Annotated in this window: 14 protein-coding genes; 5 read left to right on the top strand and 9 right to left on the bottom strand. The window is 70.8% G+C overall.

What is annotated here, in order from left to right; genetic code table 11:
- Window positions 1–3 precede the first annotated feature (3 nt).
- From ACFY5C_RS11295 to ACFY5C_RS11305, 3 genes are all read left to right on the top strand, one after another.
- The gene (locus ACFY5C_RS11295) at window positions 4–699 is read left to right on the top strand and encodes an HAD family hydrolase (RefSeq protein WP_389443164.1); all 696 of its coding nucleotides are present in this window, start codon (window positions 4–6) and stop codon (window positions 697–699) included.
- A 148-nt stretch (window positions 700–847) separates the two neighbouring features.
- On the top strand, window positions 848–2,302 hold the full coding sequence (locus ACFY5C_RS11300) for a S8 family serine peptidase (protein ID WP_389443166.1): 1,455 nt from the start codon (window positions 848–850) through the stop codon (window positions 2,300–2,302).
- A gap of 175 nt (window positions 2,303–2,477) precedes the next feature.
- On the top strand, window positions 2,478–5,309 hold the full coding sequence (locus ACFY5C_RS11305) for a beta-L-arabinofuranosidase domain-containing protein (protein WP_389443168.1): 2,832 nt from the start codon (window positions 2,478–2,480) through the stop codon (window positions 5,307–5,309).
- 233 nt (window positions 5,310–5,542) lie between these two features.
- Here the strand turns inward: ACFY5C_RS11305 and ACFY5C_RS11310 are convergent, their stop codons facing one another.
- Window positions 5,543–6,322: a LysR substrate-binding domain-containing protein gene (locus tag ACFY5C_RS11310; RefSeq protein WP_389443170.1), complete on the bottom strand. Its 780-nt coding sequence runs from the start codon at window positions 6,320–6,322 to the stop codon at window positions 5,543–5,545.
- 58 nt (window positions 6,323–6,380) lie between these two features.
- Between ACFY5C_RS11310 and ACFY5C_RS11315 the strand changes: the two genes are divergently transcribed.
- A complete protein-coding gene (locus tag ACFY5C_RS11315; RefSeq protein WP_389443172.1) occupies window positions 6,381–6,773 on the top strand; it encodes a DUF5997 family protein in 393 nt (130 codons plus the stop codon).
- Between the two features lie 108 nt (window positions 6,774–6,881).
- On the opposite strand, the gene ACFY5C_RS11320 is transcribed toward ACFY5C_RS11315, so the two are convergent.
- Window positions 6,882–7,835, bottom strand: a complete 954-nt coding sequence (locus tag ACFY5C_RS11320) for a Dyp-type peroxidase (RefSeq protein ID WP_389443174.1) — start codon at window positions 7,833–7,835, stop codon at window positions 6,882–6,884.
- A 168-nt stretch (window positions 7,836–8,003) separates the two neighbouring features.
- On the opposite strand from ACFY5C_RS11320, the gene ACFY5C_RS11325 reads away from it, so the two are divergent.
- A complete protein-coding gene (locus tag ACFY5C_RS11325; RefSeq protein ID WP_389443176.1) occupies window positions 8,004–10,169 on the top strand; it encodes a TerD family protein in 2,166 nt (721 codons plus the stop codon).
- Between the two features lie 136 nt (window positions 10,170–10,305).
- On the opposite strand, the gene paaE is transcribed toward ACFY5C_RS11325, so the two are convergent.
- The 7 genes from paaE to ACFY5C_RS11360 form a co-directional block, all read right to left on the bottom strand.
- On the bottom strand, window positions 10,306–11,421 hold the full coding sequence (gene paaE, locus ACFY5C_RS11330) for a 1,2-phenylacetyl-CoA epoxidase subunit PaaE (RefSeq protein WP_389443178.1): 1,116 nt from the start codon (window positions 11,419–11,421) through the stop codon (window positions 10,306–10,308).
- Window positions 11,422–11,934: a 1,2-phenylacetyl-CoA epoxidase subunit PaaD gene (paaD, locus tag ACFY5C_RS11335; RefSeq protein ID WP_389443180.1), complete on the bottom strand. Its 513-nt coding sequence runs from the start codon at window positions 11,932–11,934 to the stop codon at window positions 11,422–11,424.
- A complete protein-coding gene (gene paaC / locus ACFY5C_RS11340) occupies window positions 11,928–12,755 on the bottom strand; it encodes a 1,2-phenylacetyl-CoA epoxidase subunit PaaC (protein ID WP_389443182.1) in 828 nt (275 codons plus the stop codon). Before paaC ends, paaD begins: the two co-directional genes overlap by 7 nt.
- A 10-nt stretch (window positions 12,756–12,765) precedes the next feature.
- Window positions 12,766–13,059 (bottom strand): 1,2-phenylacetyl-CoA epoxidase subunit PaaB, encoded by a 294-nt coding sequence (paaB, locus tag ACFY5C_RS11345; protein WP_328883355.1) that lies wholly within the window; start codon window positions 13,057–13,059, stop codon window positions 12,766–12,768.
- Window positions 13,056–14,033, bottom strand: a complete 978-nt coding sequence (gene paaA, locus ACFY5C_RS11350) for a 1,2-phenylacetyl-CoA epoxidase subunit PaaA (protein ID WP_389443184.1) — start codon at window positions 14,031–14,033, stop codon at window positions 13,056–13,058. Before paaA ends, paaB begins: the two co-directional genes overlap by 4 nt.
- A gap of 144 nt (window positions 14,034–14,177) precedes the next feature.
- Window positions 14,178–15,062 carry a peptidoglycan-binding protein gene (locus tag ACFY5C_RS11355; RefSeq protein WP_389443186.1) on the bottom strand — a complete coding sequence of 295 codons (885 nt, stop codon included), beginning with the start codon at window positions 15,060–15,062 and terminating at the stop codon, window positions 14,178–14,180.
- Window positions 15,062–16,609 (bottom strand): DUF6519 domain-containing protein, encoded by a 1,548-nt coding sequence (locus ACFY5C_RS11360; RefSeq protein WP_389443188.1) that lies wholly within the window; start codon window positions 16,607–16,609, stop codon window positions 15,062–15,064. The genes ACFY5C_RS11355 and ACFY5C_RS11360 overlap by 1 nt, the downstream gene beginning before the upstream one ends.
- Between the last annotated feature and the right edge of the window lie 55 nt (window positions 16,610–16,664).

A 16,664-nucleotide genomic window follows, 5' to 3' on the forward strand; every position in this document is an offset into this window, starting at 1 on the left:
GCCATGAGCGGTCTCGGCAGCACTTCGGTCATCTTCGATCTCGACGGAACACTCGTGGACAGCGAGCCCAACTACTACGAGGCGGGGCGCCAGGTCCTCGCCGAGCACGGCGTTCCCGATTTCACATGGTCGGATCACGAGCGGTACGTCGGCATCAGCACGCTGGAGACGGTCACGCTCTGGAAGCGGGAGTACGGCCTCAGGGCGTCCGTCGACGAACTGCTCGCCGCCAAGAACCGCCGGTACCTGCATCTCGCTCGCGCAGCCACGCGCGCGTACCCGGAGATGCGCAAGTTCGTGGAGCTCCTGTCGACCGAGGGCGTCCGGCTGGCCGTCGCCTCCGGTTCGTCGCTCGAGGCCATCACGGCAATCCTGTCCGGCACGGGCCTGGACGCCCATCTGCGCAGCGTCGTCTCCGCCGACGAGGTCGACCGGGGCAAGCCCGCCCCCGACGTCTTCCTGGAGGCGGCACGCCGGCTCGGCGTGACACCGGATGACTGTGTCGTCGTCGAGGACGCCGCCCCGGGCGCTGCCGCCGCACACGCGGCCGGCATGCGCTGCATCGCTGTCCCGTACGTGGCCGACCAGGCGGACGCCCCGGAGTTCGCGACGGCCGGACTGCTGCTGCGGGGCGGGCAGGAGGAGTTCACGGCGCGGGGTGCGTACGACTGGCTCGTACGGTCGGTGGCCTCCCGCTGACTCGGGGCGCTTGCCAACTGGGCAGGCAATTATCACCTTTTGCGGCTATCAGCAAGCAATGGGAGGATTGAACCCGTAGGCGTACTCACTGTGGAGACACGTGAGTTCAGGGCAAGGTGAGGCACACCCACGCTGTCCGGAGGCACCGATGGCTGCGAACACGCCCAGTTACGAGCACAACGTTCCGGACACCGTGTACGGCTATGTGTCGGCGCGATCGCAGGGCGGGGTTCCGATGACCGAGGCGACGAGTCTCGCGTCGGCCAGGCCGTTCCATGCCGAGGAGGGCGTCAGGGAGCGGGCCAAGGAGCATGCGCGGCAGGCCGGTTTGGCCGTGACGGCCGAAAGCCGGCTGGGCTTCGCCGTGGCCGGCACCCCGGCGGCGTTCGAGCAGCTGACCACCGGCAGGATCGTGAGTTACGAGGTCAGCCAGCGGGTCGAGATGGGCCGGCAGCGTTCCGTGACGCACCTCGACATCATCGGCGACCGTCAGCCGGCCGCCCTCGGTATCGGTGCCGCTCCCGGGGACGAGAGCATCGAGGCCGTGGCGCTGGAGACGCCGCGCGTACCCATGCGCCTCGTCCCGGCCACGGCGCAGCCTCCGATGGTGGCGAACTTCCATCTCAGACTGCCGGACGACGTGGCCGCACTGCTCAACGCGACCCGTGCGCACGAGCAGGGGCACGTGGGCAGCGACGTGCGGGTCGCCATGGTGGACACGGGCCAGGCCCCGCACGCCTACTTCACGACGCACGGCTACGACATCGCGCCGACCGTGGCGGTGGTCCCGGGGACCAGCCCCACGGAGGATCCCGTGGGGCATGGCACGGGCGAGTCGGCGAACATCTTCGCCGTGGCACCAAGCGCCCGGCTTCTTCCGTACCGGGGGAGCAACCGCAGGGGCGATCTGACCGCCGCCGTGGCCGCTTTCATGCGCGCCAAGGCGGAGCGGCCACAGGTGCTGACGAACTCCTGGGGCGGGAAGGTCGGCTTCCCGGCCGACGGACCGCTGGCGCAGACCGACAAGGTCTGGGTTCTGGAGATCCTGGACGCGGTGGAGCAGAACATCGTCGTCGTCTTCGCCGCGGGCAACGGCCACTTCTCGATCGAGCCGCAGGTGCCCGGAGTGCTGTCGGTCGGCGGGGTGTTCTCCGATCCGCAAGGCAGGCTTCGGGCGTCCGACTACACGAGCGGTTACGCCAGTCCCTGGTTCGACGGCATCGTCGTCCCCACGGTCTCCGGGCTGGTCGGTCTGGCGCCCCTCGCCCAGTACCTCATGCTCCCGATTCCGCCCGGCTGCACGATCGACGTCGACGAGAGCGACGAGGGCGACGGGACGTCACGCAATGACGGCTGGGCGCTGTTCTCCGGGTCGTCCGCGGCGGCGCCCCAGATCGCCGGAGCGGCGGCCCTGCTCCTGGAGGCCCGCCCCGGACTCACGCCCGCTCAGGTCGCCGAAGCGCTCGCCCGGACCGCCACCGACGTCACCTCCGGAATGAACGCCTTCGACATCCTGGCCCGCCCCGGCCCCGACGAGGCCACCGGAGCCGGTCTGGTGAACGTGAGCGCGGCGCTGGACTTCGTCCTGACCCACATCCCGTAGGCGTCGGCCGGGCCACCCGGCCGACCATCGCCGTGGCATCAGCTGAACGTCCGATCCCGTGAACGCCCAATCCCGTCAGCACCGTTGACGCCTCCTCAGCTCACGCATAACGTCTGGTCGACCATCCGCACAATGTTCGATATATCAGACGCGTTGACCTCGTGGAGGAGCACACATGGCCCCGCCCCTCTCCAGACGATCCCTTCTCCGGGCCGCCGCCCTCGCCGCGGCGGTTCCCGCGATCAGCCACTCGGCAACCGGCCGGGCCTCGGCCGCCTCGGCCGCACTTCAGGAGGCGCAGTCCGTGGCCGTCGTACCTTCCGCCTGGAGCGTCCGGCCCTTCGCCCTCGGCGACGTGGCCCTCAGGCCCGGACTCTTCGCCGACAAGCGGCAGTTGATGCTGGACCACGCCCGCGGCTACGACGTGAACCGGCTGCTGCAGGTCTTCCGCGCCAACGCCGGCCTCCCCACCGGTGGAGCGGTCGCCCCCGGGGGGTGGGAGGGGCTCGACGGCGAGGCGAACGGCAATCTGCGCGGGCACTACACCGGGCACTTCCTCACCATGCTGTCGCAGGCCTATGCGGGCACCGGCGAGCAGGTGTTCGTCGAGAAGATCCGTACCATGGTCGGGGCGCTGACCGAGGTGCGCGCGGCGCTGCGCAAGGACCCTGCCGTGCTGAGCGTGAGCGGGAGGTTCGGCACCGCCGCCGAGCACGTCCGTGGCTCCTACGAGTACGTCGATCTGCCCGCCGCCGTCCTCGGCGGTGCCTCCGCGATCACCCTGTCCGCCTGGGTGAAGCCCACCCACGACGCCAACTGGACGCGGGTCTTCGACTTCGGGAACGACAACACCCGGTACCTGTACCTGGCCGCCCGCAACGCCGCCGGTGTGCCGCGGTTCGCCATCACGACCAACGGGCCGGGCGGCGAGCAGGGCCTCGACGGCACCGCCCCGCTGCCGCTGAACCAGTGGAGCCACCTCGCGGTCACGATCGCGGACGGCACCGGGACGCTGTACGTGAACGGCACCGCCGTAACCCGCAACACGGCGATGTCCCTCTCCCCGGCCGCCCTCGGCACCCTCACCAACCACTGGCTGGGCCGCTCCAACTTCGCCACCGACCCGGTCTTCGCGGGCGCCTACGACGAGTTCAACGCCTGGTCACGCGCCCTCACCGCCGCGGAGATCACGCAGTTGCAGAGCAGCCGGGCGGCCGACGTCCCCTCCGGTCGCGGCGACCTGGCGTCCTACGCCTTCGACGAGACCTCCGGCGGGACGTTCGCCGACGCCTCCGGCCGCGGCCTCACCGCCACCCTGCGCCGCACCTGGGGCGGCCCCAGCCACCCCGGGTTCCTGGCGGCGTACCCGGAGACGCAGTTCATCGACCTGGAGTCGAGGACGAGCAGCGACTACACGAAGGTGTGGGCGCCGTACTACACCGCACACAAGATCCTCAGGGGGGTGCTGGACGCCTACCTCACCACGGACGACGCACGGGCCCTCGATCTCGCGTCCGGCATGTGCGACTGGATGTACTCCCGCCTGTCCAAGCTGCCGGAGGCCACGCTGCAGCGCATGTGGGGGCTGTTCTCCAGCGGCGAGTTCGGCGGCATCGTCGAGGCGATCTGCGACCTGCACGCGATCACCGGAAAAGCCGAACACCTCGCGCTGGCCCAGCTGTTCGACCTCGACCGGCTCATCGACAACTCCGCCGCGAACACCGACATCCTCGACGGGCTGCACGCCAACCAGCACATACCGATCTTCACCGGGTACCTGCGGCTGTACGACGCCACCGGCGAGGCGCGCTATCTCGACGCCGCCCGCAACTTCTGGGGGATGGTCGTCCCCCACCGTATGTACGGCATCGGGGGCACCAGTACCGCCGAGTTCTGGAAGGCGCGCGATGTGATCGCGGGCACGATCAGCGACACGACCGCCGAGACGTGCTGTGCCTACAACATGCTGAAGCTGAGCCGGACGCTGTTCTTCCACGAGCAGCAGCCGAAGTACATGGACTACTACGAGCGTGCGCTTTACAACCAGGTCCTCGGCTCCAAGCAGGACAAGCCGGACGCAGAGAAGCCGCTGGTCACGTACTTCATCGGGCTGACGCCAGGTCATGTGCGGGACTACACGCCCAAGCAGGGCACGACCTGCTGCGAGGGCACCGGCATGGAGAGCGCCACCAAGTACCAGGACTCGGTGTACTTCAAGGCAGCCGACGGCAGTGCGCTGTACGTCAATCTCTACAGTCCGTCGCAACTGACGTGGACGGACAAGGGAGTGACGGTCACTCAGACGACCACGTTCCCCAGGGAGCAGGGCACCACGCTCACCTTCGGCGGTGGCAGCGCGGCCTTCGCCCTGCGGCTGCGGGTGCCGTCGTGGGCCGCCGCCGGCTTCCGGGTCACGGTCAACGGCCATGCGGTGAGCGGAACTCCGACACCGGGGAACTACTTCACCGTGTCACGGACGTGGCGCAGCGGCGACACCGTGCGGATCGCGATGCCCTTCCGGCTCCGGGTGGAGAAGGCGATCGACGACCCTGCGCTGCAGACGCTGTTCTACGGGCCCGTCAATCTCGTCGGCCGCAACTCCTCAACGGGTCATCTGCAGTTGGGCCTGTACCGCAACGCCGGGCTGTCGGGCGATCTGCTGCCGTCACTCACGCCCGTGTCCGGCAAGCCGCTCCACTACACCCTCGCCGGAACCGAGTTCGCCCCCTTCTTCGAAGGGACCGAGGACCCGACCCACGCCTACTTCCGGCGCTCGGAACCCCGATTGATCTTCGGCAACTCCGACTCCGGCGTCACCAACCCCGCGAGGTCCGACGGCACCACTCTGCTGGACGAGATCTGGGCCGGGGCGCCGTTCAGCAGCAAGGGTGCGCTGGTCTCCCGCGTGCGGTCCACCGTGAACGCCTGGGTCACCGCCGGTCCGCTGAGCCAGGCCGACGGGCAGAAAGCCGTCCGTACGGCGGAGCAGGCGACGTACGCTCCCTGACCGGGCGACGGGATCCCCGCGCCGAGCACTCGACTCCCGGCGCGGGGGCTGCTGGAGCCATGATGATCGATGTCGCGCATCCGCCTCCGGGGCGGCAAGGACCTGCGGGGCTTGGAACGCAGGCGCGCGGAACACACCGAGTGGCCCGGCGGCCGGATCATCGGTCGTCCGCCACGACTACCGGATCATCGGTCGTCCGCCACGACTACCGGATCATCGGTCGTCCGCCACGACTACCGGCGGGGCTTGCCGCGCCGGGGGCTCTTGGCGCCCTTCGTGCCCTTGGCTCCGCCGGAGCCGGTGCGGCCGCTTCGGCCCCCTGCCGCGGGCTGGCGCCGTGACGTGCCGGAGGATTCGGCGCGCTTGCGCTTCGGCTGTTCCGACGCCGGGGCCTTGGAGGTCGTACGGCCCCGGGTGCTGTTGACCGTGCGGCCGCGGACGACGCCGATGAAGTCCTCGACCAGGTCGGTGGTCGCGTCCTCCGGCCAGGACAGCGCGACGCTCGACTGGGGGGCGTCGACCAGCGGCCGGTAGGTGAGGTCCTTGCGGTGGTGGAGCCGGGCCAGCGACTGGGGCACGACGAGCAGGCCGACCCCCGCCGCGACCAGCTCGACGGCGTCCGCGGTGGTGGCGGGGCGCTCGAAGGCGGGCTGCCCCGGCGGGTGCTCCCAGTCGAGGACGTCGTCGAGGGGGTGGAAGACGACCTCGTCGGCCAGGTCCTCGGCGGTCACCTCGTCCACCGCCGAGACGACGTGGTCCTTGGGGACGACGACGACCGTGGTCTCGGTGTAGAGAGGGATCGCGCTGAGGACCGTACGGTCGACCGGGAGCCGTACGAAACCGGCGTCGGCCCCGCCGTCCCTGAGCACGTCTGGGGCCTCGGCGGCGGTCACCGAGTGGAGGGTGAGGGGTACGTCGGGGAAGCGCTCGTTCCAGGTCCGCACCCACTTGGCGGGGGTCACGCCCGGGACGTAGGCGAGCCGGAACGACGGGGGTACTTCCGAGCCTGTCACCAGGCCAGGCTACCGGCCGTGGTCAGCATCGGTTCACCCAGTCGATACCCTTGGGACCATGACGTCGCACCAAAGCACCCAGACCATGAAGCCCGCGACCGCGGCCAAGAAGCTGGGTGTGTACCTCGAAGCCACCCCCGCCGAGTTCCAGGAGGGCGTCGTCACGCGCGCCGAGCTGAACGCGCTCCAGACGGACCCGCCCGCGTGGCTGCAGGAGCTGCGGGCGAACGGCCCGCACCCCCGTCCCGTCGTCGCGCAGAAGCTGGGCGTCTCCATCGCGGGGCTGGCCCGCGGCGGCGTCACGCAGGCCCTCACCACCGAGCAGATCGAGGCCCTGAAGCAGGAGCAGCCCGAGTGGCTGATCAAGGAGCGCTCGACCCAGGCCGAGGTCCGCAAGGAGGCGGCCCGCCTGAAGCAGCGCGACGCGGACCGGGCGGCGGAGCAGTCCTGACCTCGCGGGTGCCGGTACCTCCCTGTCGCCGCCGCCTCCCTGTCGCCGTAGCCGGGTGAGGCGAGCCGCCCCAGTGGACGCGTGCAGCCCGCCTCCCTCCAGCGGGGATCAGTCCGCCGCGGGCCGTTCCGGTAGCGCCTCCAGGAAGGTGGCCGACGGGACGAAGAAGAGGGTTCCGGTGACCGCCTCCGAGTAGTCGAGGATCGGGTCGGGGCCGGATTCCGGGCCGCCGAGGTACATCTTGCGCAGCATGGTCTCCGGTATCTCGGGGGTCCGCGCGTAAGCGACGAAGTACGTGCCGAACTCTCCGTGCCCCGGCCTGCCGAACGGCATCGCGCCTCGCAGTATCTCCAGCTCCTCCCCGTCCGGGCCGGTGATCGTGTTCACGTCCTTGTGGGAGCCGGGCATGTCGAGCTCGATGTTGGTCAGCTTGGAGCGGCCTATCACCTTCTCCTGGGCCTCGACCGCGAGGGCTTCCCAGGCGTCGACGTCGTGCACGTACTTCTGGACCATCGCGTAGCTTCCGCCGCGGAACGCGGGGTCCTCGTCACCGACGATCGCCGCATCGGCCGCCGCCTGGCCGACGGGGTTCTCGGTGCCGTCGACGAAGCCGAGGAGGTTGCGCGAGTCGAAGTAGGCGAAGGCCTGGACCTCGTCCTGGACGGTGACGGCGCCGCGCAGCCGCTTCATGATCTCGGCGGCCAGGGCGAAGCACACATCGGTGCGAGCGGCCCGGATGTGGAAGAGCAGGTCACCCGGGGTCGACACGGCGCGGTGCCGCGTCCCCTGCAACTCCCTGAAGGGATGCAGCTCCTTCGGACGCGGGTCCCCGAGCAGCCGGTCCCACGCGGCGGATCCCACTCCGGTGGCGCAGCACAGGCCGCTGTCGGGGCTCGGGAACCCGACGGCCCGTATGAGCCCCGCGAGACCGGTGAGCAGATCGTGCACGGCGGGTTCGCCGCCCGGCTCGATCGTCACCACCAGGAAGACGGCGACGGGCGCCGGCGGACTGAGTACCGGTTGTGGCTGTGCATCGACCGACCGCATCGACGACGACGGCATGTTTCCCCTCTCTCACCCTCAAACCCCGCCAACTAACGATGCCCGGCCGAACCGGGAACGATACCCGCCAAATTTGCGCACTCCCGGCGCGTAGGAGAGGTGTGGATGCCCGCCTCGGGGACGAAAACCCGAATGCGCCCGTGCGCCCTGCTCTGGGACGATCCCGGGATGGTCCACCGTCTCGAACCCCTGGTCATCCGGCACGTCCACCGTCTCCCCTCCCCCGCGGGACCCGCGGGCGAAGGCGCCGTCGCGGCACGGCAGTTCGACGCAGCGCTCATGTCCGTGGGATTCAAGCTGTCGGCGGACCTGCTGGCGCGACTGTCGGGGCTGTCCGAGGGCACGGTCGTCGACACGGCCGTGCGAACGCTGAGCACGGTCCGCGAGATGGTCGGCGACCATGTGCGGCACAACGTGTACTTCGTCGACTTCCCGGCCAACGTGCCGGACACGTACGACTTCTGGATGCGCTGTGTCGCCGAGGCGCTGGCCGACGACACCGCAGGCCCGAGCGTTCTGGAGCAGCTGAGCGACGGGCTCGTCAATCTCCTCACCCTGCCCTCGTACGGCCGTTACCAGCACACCTACACGGAGATGCTCGGCCACCACGACGAACTGATCTCCGCGGCGGGCGACCGTATGACGGTCCTGCACCTGGGCGGCGACGCGGAGGCCGAAGTCGCCTCCCTGTACCTGGGGTTGGCGGGCAGCAGCACGCCGCTGGGCGAGGACGACCTGCGCGATCTGCGCGTCCTCGCGAGGCACTGCGTGGACGCGCCGCAGCCCGGGACGATCCCCGTGCGGGAGAACCGTGCCGTCGTGAACGAGGCCCGGCTGAAGGCCGGTGCGGAGCTGCTGCTGGACACGGTCACCGATGTGCTGCGGCTGGCCTGCGCCCTGTCGGGCGGCGACGTGACGCTGCAGGCGCCGACCAGGTTCCGGGCGCTGTCCCGTCCGGTGCGCCGCGCGCTGCTCGCGGGCCTGGACGGCGTCGTCGCCGCGTCCCCCGCCAAGCTGGCCGACGTGCACGCGCACCGCGAGGCGTGGAAGCGGCTCGGCGAGCGGCTGCACCCGCACGAGTACCCGCGGTGGCCGCACGCCGCCGACGTCTTCGCGGTCGCCCGGCGCGAGAAGGAGGCGCGCTCCTTCGACAGCCGGGTCGAGGAGCTGCTCGGCATGAACGACATCACGGGCGCGGCGAAGCTGCTGAAGTCCGCCCCGGGCAAGCTGTTCCGCTCCCTGGACCGGCTGCTGCGGCTGGCCCTCGACCAGGACGAGCGCCTCGCGGTGACGGCCGCCGCCGAGGAGGTCGTGGGCGAGGTGTCCGGCCGGGTGGTGCTGTCGGTGCGTGAGCACCTCGCCAACCGCGCGCAGGACACCGGTGAGCGCCGGGTGTTCGTGAACCGGCTGGGCCGCGCCTGGGTCACCGAGGACGACCGTCCGCCCGTGCTGCCGCCCGAGCGTGAGCGCCTGATCGCCGCACTGGACGCCGAGATACGGCGCCGGCTGCCGACGCCGGGCCACCTGCTGATCGACCCGGACGTGCTGGATGTGGCGCTGCCGCTCAGCGGCCGGGCGAGCGCGGCCGGGCTCGGCGTGCTGCCGCGCGGCTCGCTGTCTGCGGTGGACGGCGAGCTGCTGCGGTTCTTCGTGTACTGGAAGGAGGCCGACCGGCGCACCGACTACGACCTGTCGGCGCTGATGCTGGACGCCGAGTTCGCGACGGTCTGCTGGCTGGCATACACCAACCTCAAGGACCTGGAGGGCGAGCACTCCGGTGACATCACCGAAGCACCCGACGGCGCCTCGGAGTTCATCAATCTGCGCCTGGGGGCCGTGCGCGGCGACTTCATCGTGCCGCAGGTGAACATCTTCGCCGGGGAGGGCTTCGAGGAGGTCGAGGAGTCGTTCTTCGGGTTCATGCTGCGTGAGGGCGAGCAGCAGGGCCGCCCGTTCGAGCCGCGTACCGTGCGCATGAAGTCGGAGCTGCGCGGCCCGGGCCGGGTCGCGCTGCCGCTGGCGTTCCTGCGGGGGCCCGACGGGCGGTGGCGTGCCAAATGGCTGCACCTGTACCTGAAGGGGACGCCGGCCGCCAACCGGGTCGAGGAGAACCGGGTGTCGGTCGCGACGCTGCTGCGGGGCATCGTGGAGCGCGAGCAGCTGACGGTGCGCTACCTGACGGGCCTGATGGACGCCACGACCACGACCCTGTGGGACGGCGCGAAGGTCCCCGACGGGCCGGTCACCTACATCGGTCTCCAGCGCCCCGACGGGCTGCACCCGGACTCCCGGATCCTGACCCCCGAAAATCTGCGCGACCTGATCCCCGCGTGACTGTTAGAGTCGGCCGTGGCGAGGCCATGAAGGGACTTCCTTCTCAACTCCTTCTTGAAATAGTCCTTTCGCTTTCCTCGCCACTCAACTCTTCCTGCCGACTCAGCCCTTCCCGCCGGGTCGGCTCGTCCAGCCGTCAGCTGTCGTAGTCCACCGTCAGCGTCTCCGAGACCGGGTACGACTGGCAGGTCAGGACATAGCCGGCGTCCACCTCGGCCGTCTCCAGGGCGAAGTTGCGGCGCATGTCCGCCTTGCCGTCGGTGACCAGAGCACGGCAGGTGCCGCAGACGCCGCCCTTGCAGGCGAACGGCAGGTCGGGGCGGGTCCGTTGGGCACCGTCGAGGATGGACCGCTCCCTCGGCAGGGCGGCGGTGGTCGACCGGCCGTCGAGGGTGATCGTGACCTGGCTGACGGGCCCCTGCGGGCCGCTCTCCTCGTGGACCGCCTCCCGTACGGGCTCGTCGTCGGCGTAGAACAGCTCCTGATGCACCCGCTCGGCCGGGACCCCGAGGCCCGCCAGGACCCCCTGTGCATCCCGGACCATGCCGTGCGGGCCGCACAGCCACCAGTGGTCGGCGGTCTCTACGTCGACCAGCGCGTCGATGAGCGTCGAGAGCCGTTCGGCGTCGATACGTCCCGACAGCACCTCGGCCTCGCGCGGCTCCCGGGACAGCACGTGGGCGAGCTGGAACCGGGCCGGGTAGAGGTCCTTCAGGTCAGCGAGTTCGTCGGCGAACATCACCGTGTCGGTACGCCGGTTGCCGTAGAGGAGGGTGACCGTCGAACGGTCGTCGGCGGCCAGGACGGACTCCGCGATGGACATCATGGGCGTGATGCCGGAGCCCGCCGCGATCAGCACGTGATGGCCGTGCGTGGTGAGGTCGGGGGTGAAGGCGCCGGTGGGGGCCATCACCTCGACGGTGTCGCCGGGACGGACGTCGCCCACGAGCCAGGACGAGAACAGGCCGCCGGGCACGACCCGGACACCGATGCGCGGGATCGACCCGACCGGCGAGCAGATCGAGTACGACCGCCGCTCGTCCCGCCCCTCGATCTCGCGCCGCAACGTCAGTGACTGCCCGGGCGCGAACGCGAACTCCTCGGCGAGCTCCGCCGGGATGTCGAACCCGACGGCGACCGCGTCCGCGCACAGGGGCGTCACGGCGGCGACGCGCAGGGCGTGGAAGGCCGGACGGCGGCGGGGGCGCGGGCGTACCGGCGCAGCCGTCGTTTCTTTGCTCAGGCCTTCCATTCAGATCTCCTTGACGTACTCGAACGGCTCGCGGCAGGCGCGGCAGCGCCACAGCGCCTTGCAGGACGTGGCGGCGAAGCGGGAGGTCTCCTCGGTGTCCGCCGAGCCGCAGCGCGGGCAGGTCACCGCGTGCCGGGTGGGTGACAGCACGAGCGCGACCGGACCCGCGTCGCGCGGGGCGGGGCCGGGCGGCGCGATGCCGTGTTCGGTGAGCTTGCGGCGGCCGGACGGGGTGATCCAGTCGCTGGTCCAGGGCGGGTCGAGGACCGTGCGGATCTCCACGCGCTCGTACCCCGCCTCGCGCAGGCGCGCCGCGACGTCCGCCCGCATCTCCGCCATCGCCGGGCACCCCGAGTAGGTCGGGGTCAGGCTGGCGACCACAGTGCCGTCCTCGGTCAGCTCGACGTCCCGCAGGACGCCCAGGTCGGCCAGGGTGAGCATGGGCAGCTCGGGGTCGGGCACCTGGTCGGCGATGCGCCGGGCGCGCCGGGCTTCGAGCAGGGTCGTCACCATGTCGCCTCCGGGTGGGCACGGGCCACGCCCTGCAACTCGGCGAGCAGCGGGGCGAGATGCTCGGTGTGCTCGCCGTCGCGGCCGGATCCGGGCAGCGGGCGGTACACCGGCATGGGCAGTCCGGCGGCCCGGGTGACCTGGCGCAGGACGGTCACGACCTCGTCGCGGACGTCGTACGCCGTGAACAACTCGCCTAGGTAGGGGGCCACTTGCTCCTGGGCGCGGCGCATCCGGCGGTGCGACTCCTGCGTGCCGTCCCCCAGGCGCACCGCCCACTCCGCGGCGTACTGCCGGTGGTAGGCAAGCTCCTTGACGCCCTTCGTGGCGATCGCCGCCAGGACTGGGTCCGGGTGCGACGCAAGGCGCTCGAAGTGGGACAGGCGCCAGCTGGAGAACACCAGCAGCCGGACGATCGAGAACGCGAAGTCGCCGTTGGGCAGTTCGGCCAGGCGTACGTTGCGGAATTCGCCGGCGTCGCGGAAGTAGGCGTAGGCGTCCTCGTCGCGGCCGGTGCCGTCGGCCTGGCCGGCGCGGGAGTAGAGCAGGCGGGCCTGGCCGAGGAGGTCGAGGCCGATGTTGGCCAGCGCCACCTCCTCCTCCAGCTCGGGGGCGCGGGTGACCCACTCGCCCAGGCGCTGGGCCGCGATCAGGGCGTCGTCGGCCAACGCGACGCAGGTGGCGGCGAGTTCACCGGCGTCGACGCCCTCGGGCACGGTGGTGTCCACGCCGTGCAGCGGGTCCTCGAAGCCGGTGCCGTACGCCCAGCGGGTGTCGTCGTCGTGTCCCTCGGCGAGGGTCATGTAGACGTGGTCGTCACTCATGCCCTCTCCTTCAGATGTGCGGGACGTCGTCGGGGATGTCGTAGAACGTCGGGTGGCGGTAGACCTTGTCGGCGCTGGGCTCGAAGAAGGGGTCCTTCTCGTCGCGGGTCGAGGCGGTGATGTGCTCGGAGCGCACCACCCAGATGCTGACACCCTCGTTGCGTCGCGTGTACAGGTCGCGCGCGTGGGTGAGCGCCATCCGGTCGTCGGCGGCGTGCAGCGAACCGACGTGGACGTGGTTCAGCCCTCGCTTGCCGCGCACGAACACCTCGTACAGCGGCCAGCTCTGCTTGTCGGCGCTCATGCCACCGCTCCCTTTTCCGCACGGGCGGCCTGCTTGGCCGCGTGGGCGGTGGCCGCCTCGCGGACCCAGGCGCCCTCGTCGTGGGCGCTTCTGCGCCGCTCCATACGCTGGTCGTTGCAGGGCCCGTCGCCCTTGATCACCCGCATCAGCTCGTCCCAGTCGGGGGTGCCGAAGTCGTGGTGCCCGCGCTCGGCGTTCCAGCGCAGCTCCGGGTCCGGCAGGGTCACGCCGAGCTTCTCGGCCTGCGGCACGGTCATGTCGACGAAGCGCCGGCGCAGCTCGTCGTTGCTGTGCCGCTTGATCTTCCAGGCCATCGACTGCGCGGAGTTCGGCGAGGCGTCGTCGGGCGGGCCGAACATCATCAGCGACGGCCACCACCAGCGGTTCACGGCGTCCTGCACCATCTCTCGCTGGGCCTCGGTGCCGCGCATCATCGTCATCAGCAGCTCGTAGCCCTGCCGCTGGTGGAAGGACTCCTCCTTGCAGATCCGCACCATCGCGCGGGCGTACGGCCCGTACGAACTGCGGCACAGCGGCACCTGGTTGCAGATCGCCGCGCCGTCCACGAACCAGCCGATCACGCCGACGTCGGCGAAGCTCATGGTCGGGTAGTTGAAGATCGACGAGTACTTCTGGCGGCCCTCGATGAGGCGGTCGGTCAGGTCCGCGCGGTCGGCGCCCAGGGTCTCGGCCGCCGAGTACAGGTACAGCCCGTGCCCGGCCTCGTCCTGCACCTTGGCGAAGAGGATCGCCTTGCGGCGCAGCGACGGGGCGCGGGTGATCCACTCGCCCTCGGGCTGCATGCCGATGATCTCCGAGTGGGCGTGCTGCGCGATCTGCCGGATCAGCGTCTTGCGGTAGCCGTCCGGCATCCAGTCGCGCGGCTCGATCCGCTGGTCGCGCGAGATCGTCGCATCGAAGTGCTCCTGGAGCGGCTCTTCGGGGGGCGCCTCGGCGGAGTGTGAAGTCGTCATCGATTCCCGCTTCCCAACCGACCATTCGTTCGGTATCCAGTGTGACTGGTTTCCGCCGGGGGAGCAAGACCCTTCCGGCGCGCGAAAACGGCCCAGGACACCCCCGCGGGGTACCTGGGCCGTATCGGTGCCGGTCGCAGAACGTCACACGTTGGGCACCTTCAGCTTGTCCCAGCTGGCCTTGCCGGGAATGCCGTCCGCGTCCTTGCCCTTGAAGCCGAGCTTCTGCTGCCAGGCGGCGTAGGAGCGGCGGTCGGCCTCGGTCCACTCGGGACTCGGGCCCTCCTCGTAGCGGCCGCATCCCTCGGCGACCAGGCGGCGGCCCATGGCCGTGATGACCGGGGACTTCTGGCCGACGCGGAAGAAGCCGCTGCCCGGGAAGGGCTCGAGCTTCGGCTTGGGCGCCGGCTTCGGGTCCGGGTCCGGCTTTCCTCCGCCGCCCTTCAGCCGCTGCGCGATGCGCCCCCGCATGCCGTCCATCGTGAACCCGCGCGGGTCGGTCTTGCCGGGCTGCCACTCCTTGTGGCCGATGACCGAGCGCTCGCTCCAGCCGTGGTGACGGCAGATCGCGGCCGAGACCTTCTCGATGGCCTCCTTCTGCGCCTCGGGCCAGGGGTCCTTGCCGTCGCCGAGGTTGATGCACTCGAAGCCGTAGAAGTGCGCGTTGCCGTCGGTGTCGGCCTCGTTGTCGTGCGGCAGCTTCGACTCGTTGATCACGGCGCGCAGGACGTCGCTGTCGCCGAGGCCGGCGTGGTTGGCGCGGCCGTTGCCGACGAGGTGGATCTCGCCCTTCTTGTCGATGACGCCGTGGCAGAGCGGCCCGGGCAGGCCCGAGTAGCCGTTGTAACAGATGCTGACCGACGCCTCGGTTCCCTTGGTGACGGTGTGGTGGATCATCACGCCGTTCACCGGGCCCCAGGGGCCCTTGCTGTTGCGGTTGTGGGTGCGCCAGCTGCGGACCTCGTGGACCTTGAGGCCCTCCGCCCGCAGGATCTCCACCATCTTGGACGCGCTCAGGGGCTTGGCCATTACTCGTCTCCTTCCGCCGCGGCCTCGGCTTCCGCCGTGGTCTGCGACCTCCCGCCCGAGGGGTCTTCCGCCCGCTGTTCCTCGCGGCGCGCCTGCTCCTCCGCCGCGAGCGTCGCCTCGTCGGCGGCCGGGATGCTGCCGGCCAGCGGGTTGAATGCCAGGCGCAGATCGACGGTGCCGCCCTCGCCCTTGACCAGAGCCAGCGGTGCGAAGCCACGGACGATCCCGGAGGGCGCCTGGAGCAGCGGGCGGCGGGCGGCGTCCGTGGGCCATTCGACACCGCCGGTGGCCGTGCGGGCGGGGATGATCCAGTGGTCGCCGGTGCGGTAGGTCGCGCCCTTGGCGAAGTAGACCTCGACGCCGTCCTCCAGCGGCAGCCACTCCCCCTCCGACACGGGGACCGCACCGCCCTTGAGGGCAGTCGTACGCCCCTTGCGCTTGGGGCCGCCATGGTGGTCCCAGCGGCGCAGGAAGGGGTTGAGGTGGGGCAGCCGTCCGACGGCAGGGTCGGGCTCGGCGGACAGGCGGACCCGGCGGCCCGGCAGGTCCAGCTCCTCGACCCGCAGCAGAGGCAGCGGTTCGAGGCGGGAGGCATACGCCGTGTCGGTGAGTTCCACGTGGTCGCCGACGTCGAGGTCCAGCTTGTCGTCGTGGCCGAGGGACGCCAACTGCACCCAGGTGCCATCGAGTTCGTCGACGGGGAACACCACCGAGCCGTTCTCGCGCGACCACTTGAACGTGGCGTCCTTCGCCTCGCCGCCCGCGTGCACCTCGACGCGGTACAGCTGGTTCTCCTGGCCGCGGTAGCGGGCGTCCGGCTTGACCAGGCAGGGGTCCTCGTCGGCGTGGTCGGGCCGCTCGCTGCGGGCGGCCAGGCGTGCGGTGGGCGTGGCCTGGTTGTGCGCCCACTTGTCGAAGGCGGCTCGCACGACCTCCTTGGACGGGTCGGTCTCCTCTATGTCCAGCGCGGCCAGCGACAGCGGCAGCACCTGCCAGACCACCTTCACGCGGGCCGCGGTGTCCGGCATCGCCGCGCCGAGCGCGACCTCACGCAGGGCGGGGTCCTCGGCGGCGGAGACGGTGCGCTCCCAGACCTGCAGATGGACCACGAACGGCGTCTGGGCCGGGGAGGGCAGCCGGTCGCCCGGCTTCTCCGGGTCGCGGAAGCCGTCGGGCTGGTCCCAGTAGGTCCAGTAGGCGGGCGGGGCGGCGGCGTCCTGTTCCTCGGCGTCGTCGTCCGTCACCGGCACGCCGGGCGCCGGACGGGTCGCGTCCAGCAGGACGCCGTCGACGTAGTAGCGGCCGCCGTGGATGAGGAGCGTGTCGATGTCGTGCTTGCCGCCCACGTATTCGATCTTGAAGCCCGCGGCGTGGCGCGGCCCGCCGTGCCGGCCGATCAGGTCGGCGGCGAGGGTGCGGGCCTGGTGGAGCTGGATCGCGGTCTGCTCGTTGATGTCGGCGTCGAGCTGGACGCGGCCCTGCTGGGCGACGACCGCCGAGTAGCGACGCTCCGGGCGGAACGTGAGGCGGGAGAGGTCAGCGTGCATGAAGGGGGTCCCCCTGGTTCAGGAAAATGCGGGTAGGGCTTACGGCGGCGGCGCG

It is taken from the genome of Streptomyces sp. NPDC012935 (assembly GCF_042900345.1).
GTDB lineage: Bacteria > Actinomycetota > Actinomycetes > Streptomycetales > Streptomycetaceae > Streptomyces.

Coding starts and splice junctions, on each gene's coding strand:
- paaC (WP_389443182.1), bottom strand. CDS start 12,755: ATGAGTGACGACCACGTCTACATGACCCTCGCCGAGGGACACGACGAC.
- ACFY5C_RS11320 (WP_389443174.1), bottom strand. CDS start 7,835: ATGCCGTCGTCGTCGATGCGGTCGGTCGATGCACAGCCACAACCGGTA.
- paaD (WP_389443180.1), bottom strand. CDS start 11,934: ATGGTGACGACCCTGCTCGAAGCCCGGCGCGCCCGGCGCATCGCCGAC.
- ACFY5C_RS11360 (WP_389443188.1), bottom strand. CDS start 16,609: ATGCACGCTGACCTCTCCCGCCTCACGTTCCGCCCGGAGCGTCGCTAC.
- ACFY5C_RS11355 (WP_389443186.1), bottom strand. CDS start 15,062: ATGGCCAAGCCCCTGAGCGCGTCCAAGATGGTGGAGATCCTGCGGGCG.
- paaB (WP_328883355.1), bottom strand. CDS start 13,059: ATGAGCGCCGACAAGCAGAGCTGGCCGCTGTACGAGGTGTTCGTGCGC.
- paaA (WP_389443184.1), bottom strand. CDS start 14,033: ATGACGACTTCACACTCCGCCGAGGCGCCCCCCGAAGAGCCGCTCCAG.
- ACFY5C_RS11300 (WP_389443166.1), top strand. CDS start 848: ATGGCTGCGAACACGCCCAGTTACGAGCACAACGTTCCGGACACCGTG.
- ACFY5C_RS11305 (WP_389443168.1), top strand. CDS start 2,478: ATGGCCCCGCCCCTCTCCAGACGATCCCTTCTCCGGGCCGCCGCCCTC.
- ACFY5C_RS11295 (WP_389443164.1), top strand. CDS start 4: ATGAGCGGTCTCGGCAGCACTTCGGTCATCTTCGATCTCGACGGAACA.
- paaE (WP_389443178.1), bottom strand. CDS start 11,421: ATGGAAGGCCTGAGCAAAGAAACGACGGCTGCGCCGGTACGCCCGCGC.
- ACFY5C_RS11315 (WP_389443172.1), top strand. CDS start 6,381: ATGACGTCGCACCAAAGCACCCAGACCATGAAGCCCGCGACCGCGGCC.
- ACFY5C_RS11325 (WP_389443176.1), top strand. CDS start 8,004: ATGGTCCACCGTCTCGAACCCCTGGTCATCCGGCACGTCCACCGTCTC.